At 62.4% G+C, this 9,977-nt stretch carries 5 protein-coding genes and 1 pseudogene; 3 read left to right on the top strand and 3 right to left on the bottom strand.

Annotation, left to right across the window (positions count from 1 at the left end; translation table 11 throughout):
- Positions 1-24: 24 nt before the first annotated feature.
- The 3 genes from FFS21_RS20065 to ligD all read right to left on the bottom strand — a co-directional run bounded on the left by FFS21_RS20065 (position 25) and on the right by ligD (position 5,128).
- A complete protein-coding gene (locus tag FFS21_RS20065) occupies positions 25-2,052 on the bottom strand; it encodes a hybrid sensor histidine kinase/response regulator (RefSeq protein WP_137926541.1) in 2,028 nt (675 codons plus the stop codon).
- A gap of 196 nt (positions 2,053-2,248) precedes the next feature.
- Entirely contained in the window at positions 2,249-2,395 is a 147-nt protein-coding gene (locus FFS21_RS32075) for a hypothetical protein (protein ID WP_160474048.1), read from the bottom strand.
- 126 nt (positions 2,396-2,521) lie between these two features.
- The gene (ligD, locus tag FFS21_RS20070) at positions 2,522-5,128 is read right to left on the bottom strand and encodes a DNA ligase D (protein WP_137926542.1); all 2,607 of its coding nucleotides are present in this window, start codon (positions 5,126-5,128) and stop codon (positions 2,522-2,524) included.
- A 265-nt stretch (positions 5,129-5,393) separates the two neighbouring features.
- Between ligD and FFS21_RS20075 the strand changes: the two genes are divergently transcribed.
- The 3 genes and pseudogenes from FFS21_RS20075 to FFS21_RS20085 form a co-directional block, all read left to right on the top strand.
- On the top strand, positions 5,394-6,419 hold the full coding sequence (locus FFS21_RS20075; RefSeq protein WP_137926547.1) for an SDR family oxidoreductase: 1,026 nt from the start codon (positions 5,394-5,396) through the stop codon (positions 6,417-6,419).
- A gap of 188 nt (positions 6,420-6,607) precedes the next feature.
- A complete protein-coding gene (locus FFS21_RS20080) occupies positions 6,608-9,331 on the top strand; it encodes a T6SS effector BTH_I2691 family protein (protein WP_137926543.1) in 2,724 nt (907 codons plus the stop codon).
- Positions 9,325-9,977: pseudogene (locus FFS21_RS20085) on the top strand (hypothetical protein); the annotation flags it as partial. The gene FFS21_RS20080 and the pseudogene FFS21_RS20085, both read left to right, overlap by 7 nt.

The following is a 9,977-nucleotide window of genomic DNA, read 5'->3' on the forward strand; positions in this document are numbered from 1 at the left end:
GTTCCTTGTCCGGGACGCGATGGATCAGGCGTCCAGTTCGTCGAGCAAACGGGTCAACGCGTTGAGATCGGCGGGCTTCACCAGATGCATGTCGAAGCCAGCATCGCGGGTGCGGCGGCGATCGTCGGGCTGGCCGAAGCCCGTCAGTGCCACCAGCCGCGCATTGCGAAGTTCGGGAATCTCGCGCAGCCTTCGCGCGGTTTCAAAGCCATCCATCGTGGGCATGCCCAGGTCCAGCAGCACCACGTCGGGCCGCACGCTGGCCGCGCGATCGATGGCGCTCTGGCCATCCGGCGCGGTCACTACGGTATGGCCCAGCGTTTCGAGCGTCATCGTCATGGCTTCCAGCGCATCGACGTTGTCGTCCACGAGCATGATGGTATGCGGCGCGCCTGGCACGGCGCGCGCCTTGCCGGCAGACGGATGCCAGTTCTGCCACGGCTCCACTGGCAACTCCACGGTAAAGGTGCTGCCCTTGCCAGCACCGGGGCTTTCCGCCGTGATGCGGCCACCGTGCAGTGTGACCAGCTTTTGCACCAGCGTCAGGCCGATGCCGGCACCTTCGCGTGCGGCAAAGTTGTCGGGGTCGGTCGGTGGTGTGGCTGGCAATGTGGCGTTGGTGTTCGGACGGTCATCGTGCTCGCCGATGTGGGCGGCCGCGCCATCCGACTCGCCGCCGCCGACGGCTGCGGCCAGCGGATCGAACAGGTGGCGTTGCAGCGCCGTGGATAACCCATTGCCGTTGTCGCGTACGCGCACGTACACCTTGCCCTCCGCGACCGAGGCCTCCACGGAAAGCTGTCCGCCCTCGGCGGTGTACTTGGCGGCATTGTGCAGCAGGTTGGCGAAGATCTGCGTCAGCCGCACCATGTCGCCGCGAATGGGCAGCGGCTGCTCGGGCAGCGACAGCCGCAGCGCGTGGCGGCGCGTTTCCAGCAGCGGCCGCACGGTCTCAACGGCGGTGTTCAGCGCGCCGCGCAATTCAACAAGGTCGCGCCGCAGCGTGATCTGGCCCTGGTTGAAGCGCGAGATGTCGAGCAGTTCATCCACCAGCCGCGTCATGTGATGCAGTTGCCGGCCGATGATGTCCCGCGCGCGGAACATGTCCTCGCGCGACGGTGTGAGTTGCTGCAGCAAATCCACTGCGCTGCGCATCGGCGCCAGCGGATTGCGCAGTTCGTGCGCGAGCATGGCGAGGAATTCGTCCTTGCGACGCTCCTCGTTATGCAGCGCGCGTTCCGCGCGTTTGTGGCGCGTAACGTCCTGGCAGATACCGGCCACGCGCAGGCAGCGGCCATCGGCACCGCGTACCGGAAACGCGCGCATATGCACCTCGCGTATCTCGCCATTGGGACGTTCGAGCTGAAACTCTGTATCGAGCCGGCCGTCGCGCAACATGCTCTCCCACTCCACTTCCATGCGCACACGGTCTTCCGGCGCCAGCCAGTGCAGCCATTCCGTGGCGTTCTGCTTGAGCGCATCGGCAGGGCGGCCCCACAGTGATTCGAACGAAGGGCTGATGAACAGGAAGCGCTGGCTTCGGGGTTCCAGAATCCACACCACATCGGCCAGTGACTCGGCCAGTTGCCGGAACAGATCCTCGTTCTCGTGAAGGGCCTGCGACGTGCGCTGAAACGCATCCTCGGCGCCGCGCATGCGCAGCAACGCATTGATATTCGAGACCAGTTCCTCGGGTTCCAGTGGTTCCACCAGCAGGCTGTCCGCGCCGCCATTGAGCGCCTGCACGCGGCGATGGGAGTCGGTGACGCCCGCTGTGGTCAGCAGCACCATGGTCCGCGCGGTCAGCGGATCGTCCTTGATCAGGCGGCAGACGTCGAGGCCGTCGATATCGGGAAGCTGGCCCGAAAGCAGCACGAGGTCCGGCGTGTGCTGGCGCACCAGTGCCAGGGCGGATTGGCCGTTCGATGCCTCGAGTACCGAGAACTCCGCCCGGTTCAGGATGCGGCTCTTGACGTAGCGTGGCCCTTCGCGACCCTCGACATTGAGGATCAGCGGGCGGCGCGTCGGTTGCTGGTTCGGCGTGGCATTCATGGCTGGCTGGCGGCAGGGAATGCCGCAATCGTGATGTCGCGATTCGACCTCTCCAGGGCATGACACGTCACGTCGCCTGCACGGATAGCCGTCGCGGGTGGCGTCGCCACATCCTGAATTGTATTTTTTACCTTTTTGCTGCCCATATGCTTTGTATTTTTGACTCGCGTGTTTTCGGGTGTCGAACTGGCTGCTTTTAGCGATACGCCGGGGCGGGGCGCACAGAGGCCGCGCCCGCGTCGAACGGCGAAGACAGCAGATAGGCCAGCGCCAGCGTCAGAATGCAGAGGATGGCGCGCTGCCAGAACTCACTTGAAAACCACGGATCGGGGTCTTGTCTCATTGTTGTTTGCCTTGCTGCGGATGCCCTCGGGGCAACGTTTTGGGTCCACAGTGGCAAGAACCGTGCCGCGCCGTCACAAGACCGCTGACAGACGGACGCCGACAGCGCGGCGTCCCATGCATCCGTTCAGCCGCCGGCGAGTCGTTTGCGGGCGCGCGTGAGCGTCTGGCGCGAGGTGGCGAACCCGGCCCAGGGGTCGTGCCGCGACAGTTCCTGGAGCCGGGCGCCGACATTGGCGATGGTCCAGTGCGCCGCACTCGTCAGTTCTGCAAGCTCGTCCCAGCTGACCGGAATGGACACGCCGAGCCCGGGACGCGCCCGCGCGGAAAATGCGGCAGCGGTGGTAGCCCCGACACCATTGCGCAGGTAATCGATGAAAATCTTGCCAACGCGATTGCGCGGGCCACTTTTGGCGACGAATCGATCGGGAATCGTCCGCGCCATATGGATCACGGCGTCCTGCGCGAAGTCACGCACAGTCTCCCAATCGGCGCGTGGCGCCAGTGGCACCACCACATGCAGGCCCTTGCCGCCACTGGTCTTGAGAAAGCTTTCCAGTTCCAGCGCCTCGAGCAACGCCCTGACCAGGCCGGCGGCTTCCTGGATCTGCGGCCATTTCACGCCTTCGCCCGGATCGATGTCGAACACCACCTGGTTGGGCTTGTCGATCGCGCGGGATGTGGCATTCCACGTGTGAAACTCGATCACGTTCATTTGCGCGGCCTCGACAATCGCCGCTTCGCTGGTGACTTCGATCAGCGCAGGATGGCCGGGCCAGAGGTCAGGGTCGAGCGCCTTCATGCCCGTGATGTGAAGCGTATCGCCGTGCCGCTGGAAGAACTGCTGCCCGTCGATGCCCGACGGTGCGCGCACTAGCGCCAGCGGCCTTGCCTTCAGGTAGGGCAGCATCAATGCGGCGGCACGCGCGTAGTAATCCACGAGATCGCCCTTGGTCAGTCCGGTGGATTTGTCGATGACGCGGTCGGCATGGCTGACGACGACATCGGCAACAACGGTCTTGCCACGGGGGGCGGATGTCTTTGTGGCGGCTTTCTTCGCTGCCATGCGTGTCTTGGTTGCGACCTTTTTCGCTGGCGCCGCTGGTGTTTCTACGGTGATGCTGCCTGCAGCCTTGTCGCTGCGCAGGCCATGGAATACCGAATGCCGGACACGACCCTCGCGCGTCCACGCACCGAACGAGACTTCGGCCACGAGCTTTGGCTTGACCCAATGTCCCTTGACGCCGCGTGGCAGTGGATCGAAGGGCGCGGTGTCCGTGGTCAGCGCCTCGAGTTGCTTGCGCAATCTGTCGAGTGTGGCGGTATCGAATCCGGTGCCGACATTGCCCGCATATCGCAACTTGCCCTGTGCGTCATGCACACCCAGCAGCAGCGAGCCCAGCCCGCTTCGGCTGCCCTTGGGGTCGGTAAATCCGCCGATCACGAACTCCTGGCGATGGGTGCATTTGAGCTTGATCCACGAGTTCGCCCGCGTGCTGACATAGGGCGCATCCACACGTTTGCCGATCACGCCTTCGAGCTTCATGCGACACGCGGCCTGTAGCATCTCGCCGGGGTCGGCCTCGAAGCTGTCGCTGAAACGCACGCGCTGCGACGTGCGATCGGCCATCAGGCTGGCGAGCAGCGCACGTCGATTCGCGAGCGGCACCGCGCGCAAATCATGGCCATCGTAGTAGGGCAGGTCGAAGGCGTAGAACTGAATCTGATCGACGTGCGCGGTCTCGAACGCATTCTGCAGCGCCTGGAAATCGGTGATGCCGTGTGCATCGACCACGACGATCTCGCCATCGAGCCAGCCATCGGGCAAGCCGATATCGCGAATCTCGGCCGCGAGACTGCGCAGCTTCGATGTCCAGTCGTGTCCCTGACGCGTGAAGAGCCGCACGTCATCGCCATCCACGCGCGCCAGGATGCGGTAGCCGTCGAACTTGATCTCGTATTGCCAGTTCGCGCTGTCGGCAGGGGCCTTGTCGACGAGCGTAGCCAACTGGGGAGACAGTGCAAGCGGTAGCTTGGCTTTCTTCGCGCCGTCGGGCAGGGCGATAGGGGTGGCTTTTCCCGCTTGCTTCGTTGTCTTCCTCGTTGCTTTTTTTGATGCGGTCTTGGCTTTCGATGCCGTGCCGCCAAGTACGCTGTCCGGCAGTGCCTCCACCACATCGAATTCCGATGCAGGCCGCGCGAATTCGTCGCGCTCCTTGATCAGCAGCCATGCATTGTCATCGCGCGCACGCTTGCCGCCCATGCGCACGAGCGTCCAGTGTCCCTGCAGCTTTTCTCCGCGTAATGCGAACTTGAGCTTGCCTTCGCGATAGGCCGTCTCCGGATCATTGTCGGGAATCCACACGCCACGGTCCCAGACGATGACGGTGCCGGCGCCATAGTGGCCTGCGGGAATCACACCTTCGAAACCGCCGTAGTCGAGCGGATGGTCTTCCACGTGCACTGCCATGCGCTTGTCGGCGGGATCGTAGCTCGGCCCCTTGGGTACGGCCCAGCTTTTGAGGGTGCCATCGAGTTCGAGCCGGAAATCGTAGTGCAACCGCCGCGCGGCGTGCTTCTGGATCACGAACGAGAGCGCGGCGGTCTTGCGGCGCGCGATCGTCTTGCCAGCTGTCTTGCCACTGGGTTCCGGTGTGGCGGCGAAATCGCGTTTGCGGTGGTATTTCCCGAGCGGGGCGTCTGTTTCGGCGGGTGCGGCGGTTGTCTTGGCCATGGATGCGTCCGACAGGTCGGGGATCGTTCCAGCTTATGCAGCACACGCTGCGCGCGAAAGCGGAAGACGTCCTACATCGCTCATCGGCCTTACGCGCCATTGTAAAAATGTCCACGCCGATGCTGCGCTGCACATCGATGCGTGGCGGCGCGTGCGCGGGAATGGGACTTGCGGAAGAGAGAAGTATTTGCACGGCGCGCCGGACTCACCCGGAATCTCGCGCGCTATCCAGCTCCCCGTGCCGGGCCTATCGATGAAAGACATGATGAAACCCCTCAAGAAGATCGGCTCGCAGGTCATCGTCCTGACCGGCGCCACCAGCGGTGTGGGACTCGTCACGGCACGCCAGGCCGCCGAGAAAGGCGCAAAGCTCGTGCTGGTGGCGCGTAGCGAGGAGGCGCTGCACAAACTTGCCGAGGAACTGCGCGAGCGCGGCACCGAGGTCATCACCGTCACCGCCGATGTGGGCCGGCAGGAAGATATGGTCCGGGTGGCGAACATGGCTGTCGAACGCTTTGGGGGATTCGATACGTGGATCAACAATGCGGGCGTGACGATCTTCGGGCGGCACGGCGATGTGCCGCTGGAGGACCAGCGACGGTTGTTCGAAACCAACTACTGGGGCGTGGTCCACGGTTCGCTGGTGGCCGCCAGCCACCTGCGTGACCAGCGATGCGAATTCGGACGGGATTTTGGCGGCACCATCATCAACATGGGCAGCGAGGCATGCGATGGGCCGCTGCCACTGCAAAGCGCGTACGCGGCCTCGCAGCATGCGATCAAGGGCTTCACCGATACCCTGCGGCTGGAACTGGAGCAGGAAAAGGCGCCGATCTCGATCACGTTGATCAAGTCGGCCGGACTGAACACGCCGCTGGTGACTCACGCCAAGAACTTCCTGCACGTGGAACCCCGCCAGGCCCCACCGCTCTACGACCCCTCACTGGTGGCGGAAGCCATCCTCTTCGTCGCCGAACACCCACGCCGCGACATGTTCGTCGGCGCATCCGCCAAGGCGTTCTCCGCCGCCGCGTATCACGCGCCACATGCCTTCGACCGATTCATGAGCCGCTTCATGGGCCGCGCCCAACAGACCCGCGAACCAGCCGGCCCCATCGAAAACAACGCTCTGCACGATGCCGGCAACACGCTGATAGAACGCACCGGCAACAGCCGCGCAATGCAACGCTGCGCGTACACGACCACGGCACGACATCCGCTGCTGACCACTGCACTGGTGGTGGGCGTATCGGCGGCAATCACGGCGATGGTAAGGAGTCGAAGAGGATAGGCGGCGCGTGATGACCCACAGCTTCCATCCATAGCAGGAAATTGATTTTGCAGTTTCTTTGATCGTCCGCTGTTAACGCGGCGGATAGGCCGTTCTCAGTCGATTGAATTGGGCGTAGCGTGCGCACGCAGGTGCTGGCAGATGAGCCAAGCCGAGTATTCAGTCATAGCGAGAACGGAGCGCGCAGCATGGCGAGTGGGGTCAACGAGAAAAACGCGATGGGGAGTGGGGTGGATAGACAGACCGCTCCAGAAGAGATCTCCAAACTCATAGAAGTATCGGTACTCCCCGGTCAGATGGGCGGGAGAAAAAATTGCCGATTCTGCAAGCCCAAGGGGTACACATTCCTGCCCCTGCGCTATGCCGTGGTGTGCAATGCGCCGGCCAGCCAATGGCCTGACCTGGCGTCGACACTGGGCGCGAACGTCACGGACAAGGCGTTGGGCGCGTCGCGCTACGCCGTACGCCTGCTGCGTGAAGGCTACCTGTACGTGCTGGTCGAACGAAAGCGTGGTCCGCAATGGCAGGGCTACGCCGTCACCCCGGGCGGCATGCTGGCGCAGTTCCCGATCGGCTACCCGCCCCCGGTGCAGGTGCCATTTACGTGCGACCTGGCTACCGACGGCGTAGGCGCCTCTCTCGTCTCGATCGACAGGATCGAGGAAGTTTCGGCCATCCACATGCTGTTTTCGCCCGATATCGTGCCGGCGGCCATGCTCGACCAGCGGGCCAAGGACAGGCTCGGCATGCAGACCCTGTCTCCCAAGGCGGGGAGAGGGCAAGCCCACACACTGCAGGCAAACGAACTGACCCAATGGGTGGCTGAGTTCAAGCTGAACAAGGACGGTGTCGGGGAAATCGACGCGAAAGATCCGCGCCAGATCGGACAGCATCACATTTCGCGTCAACTGTATCCACTGATGGGTGGCCCGGGGGGTTACACGCCCGACTTCGATGCTCACGGCCAGCGCCTCACAAACCTGCTCCAAAGGCTGGAAGAAACGAAATCGCCCGCCATCGTGCTGTGGGACCCCATCGGCATCACGCAAGAGCTGAACCGCTCGATGCGCGCGGTCGAGGAGGATGTAGAGAGGATTATCAAGCCACGTGAATGGGAGTTGCAGACTTCGTTCCGGATCGAAGGGCTCAAGAAGCTTGTCATTGCGCAGGCGGGGCTGCCGCCGCGTGGCCTGGCTACCGTTCCGCAATTCGGTGTCGCAGTTGCCAACCCCGAGTACGCAGAATGGAAGCGAGATCCCGAGAAGTGGGCGCAGCGTCAACAGGCGGAAGCGTGGTCGATCTACGAGCAATACTACGACGAGGCGGCCCGCCTTAAGTTTGTCGATCGGGTCAATGATCAACTCATGTCCGCGTTCGAGGAGGCCGAGCGCCACTTCACCGAACTCAAGCCATGGCTGACCTGCGCTGCGCTATTGGAGGCGCTGGAATGGTATGGCACGAACGATGAACGCTGTGGCGTGCTGTTCGAATATCAGGTTTCGCTGTGTACCTATGGTCTGGGGCTATCCAAAGGCGGACAGGCGCTGCTGAAAGCGTGGGCCACGGATATGGAGGTTCGACCCAGCAACCTGATCAACCGTCAGTTCCTGTTTAACCAACGGGCTGCCATCGAGGAGTTCAGGAGGGTCGCAAGCCATTTGCAGGGCCATCGGGATATCCATACGACGACTCTCCAATCCATGGTGTCGAGTATCGCAGGCACCTTTGACAAGGCCTCTGCGATCGCCGTGGCAGCCGATGAAGCAATGCCGCCGCACGGTATGGGTGGCGTTGCCGCAAAGTTCGTGTTGGGTGCCCAGTTCTACTCGACGATTGGACAGTCGGCGCTGCAACCCGCGAGCGGTGCGGTGACCAAGTTCTATGCATTTCTGCTTTACCTGCGTGGCGGCGCAAAAGACTTCATGCAGGGGATGGCCGACATGGTGATCGGCACGTTCGACGCCGCATACGGATCGAAGGTCGGCGTGCATACCGATGAGGCAAAACGGCTGCTCGACAAGCTGAGGGCGGCAGCCGCCGACAAACGAAATGCCAATTTCGCGTCTTTGCGCCTCGGCACCGCGCTTGGACTGGTTGAAGCCTGGAATCTTGCGTTGAAATGGAAAGCGTTCGACGGCAAGACCGAAAGCTCCCGCCAGCGTTGGGAACTCTATGCAGCCATGACTGCAACCTCAGGGGCGGTTGCAATCTCGGCCGGACATCTGGTCAAGATCGTGCGCAATGGCTCGCCGTGGGTGAGTCATCTTTCGCTGGCGAGTGGGGTACTGGGGGGATTCGCAGCGGGGGTGATGGCGGTGCAGGCGTTTGGTGGGTCCTACGTCGCTCTTGGCGACGATCGCATAAGCGTTGCTGGAGCATTGTTTGTGAAAGGCGTGCTGAACAGCATGGCCGCCGCGGGTTCGGTTTTTGTGGGCGTGCTGTACAGCGGCCCATTGTTGGAGCGCGTGGGCCATGTTATCGGCAAGAACGTTGCTGGGAACTGGATGGCTGGTATGGGAACGCTCTTGAAGACGTTTGCTGCAAGACGGTTGCCGGCCTCGATTCTGGGAGGCATCGCGGTGCGGGCTGGCGCTGAGCTTGTCGTCGGGGTTGTGGGCTGGGTGCTGATCCTGTACCAAGTCATCGAACTTGCGCTGACTGTCACGGCGGAGCAAGGCCGCATGAACGTGTGGCTGATGCGTTGCAGATTCTGCATGCAGCCCGTCGCGTATCGCAATCTGCCGGGACGAAGGCGGTATGCCGATTTGCCCGGAAGACCTTACGCCAGTCAGGCTGAAGAAGAGCTGGAGTTCCAACAGGCGCTGCAATCACTGATAGCCGAAGCCGGTACGCACGCGGACGAACGTAGGCATGTTGCGGGATCGATATCGCGGGGGGCACAGTCATGCTGATGGAAGAGTCCATCGCCTGGGGTTTGAAGACGTCTCCGGAGGTTGACCCCACCCTGCCGATGACTGATGGCATGGCTCACGACAAACGTGCTGCAGAACGGCCGATTTCCAATGCCTCGGTATTCAAGCGTACTGATACCTATCTTGAAGTATGTGGGCAATTCGAGGTGCAGCGCGGGATGTTGGGATTTGCGGTGTGTTTGATTCCAACTGCAATGATCGGCTTTTTGTCCTATCAGTATGTTCTCGTGATTGCGGACACTTTCCAAGGGTTGGTCAACGCAGACGAATCGCTAAATCTTGCGGGGCGAATAGTCCTGCTGACAGGGATGTCGTTGATCCTGTTTGGCCTCATATGGTTCTTCAAGAAACTTGTGCTGCCACTGGCCCGCATAGACTACTTCACGACGCGCCGTACCCTGATTCGGTTCAATCGCGTGACACGCAAGGTCTATGTGCATAACCGGCCAAGCGCGGGCGGGATTGTTGTGCACGACTGGGACGATGCCCGGGCCACGCTCGACAATCCTGCGGCATTCTCTCCCGAACCCGTTAGCGAGAAGGATGCGAACTTGGGCCATGGTCGCCTGATCCTGTGTTGGGTGGACATGGAGGCGGCGCAGATGCGCGGCCTGATCTTCGTGGG

Source organism: Cupriavidus sp. 2SB (assembly GCF_005503625.1).
Taxonomy (GTDB): Bacteria; Pseudomonadota; Gammaproteobacteria; order Burkholderiales; family Burkholderiaceae; genus Cupriavidus.

Coding starts and splice junctions, on each gene's coding strand:
- FFS21_RS20065 (WP_137926541.1), bottom strand. CDS start 2,052: ATGAATGCCACGCCGAACCAGCAACCGACGCGCCGCCCGCTGATCCTC.
- FFS21_RS32075 (WP_160474048.1), bottom strand. CDS start 2,395: ATGAGACAAGACCCCGATCCGTGGTTTTCAAGTGAGTTCTGGCAGCGC.
- ligD (WP_137926542.1), bottom strand. CDS start 5,128: ATGGCCAAGACAACCGCCGCACCCGCCGAAACAGACGCCCCGCTCGGG.
- FFS21_RS20075 (WP_137926547.1), top strand. CDS start 5,394: ATGAAACCCCTCAAGAAGATCGGCTCGCAGGTCATCGTCCTGACCGGC.
- FFS21_RS20080 (WP_137926543.1), top strand. CDS start 6,608: ATGGCGAGTGGGGTCAACGAGAAAAACGCGATGGGGAGTGGGGTGGAT.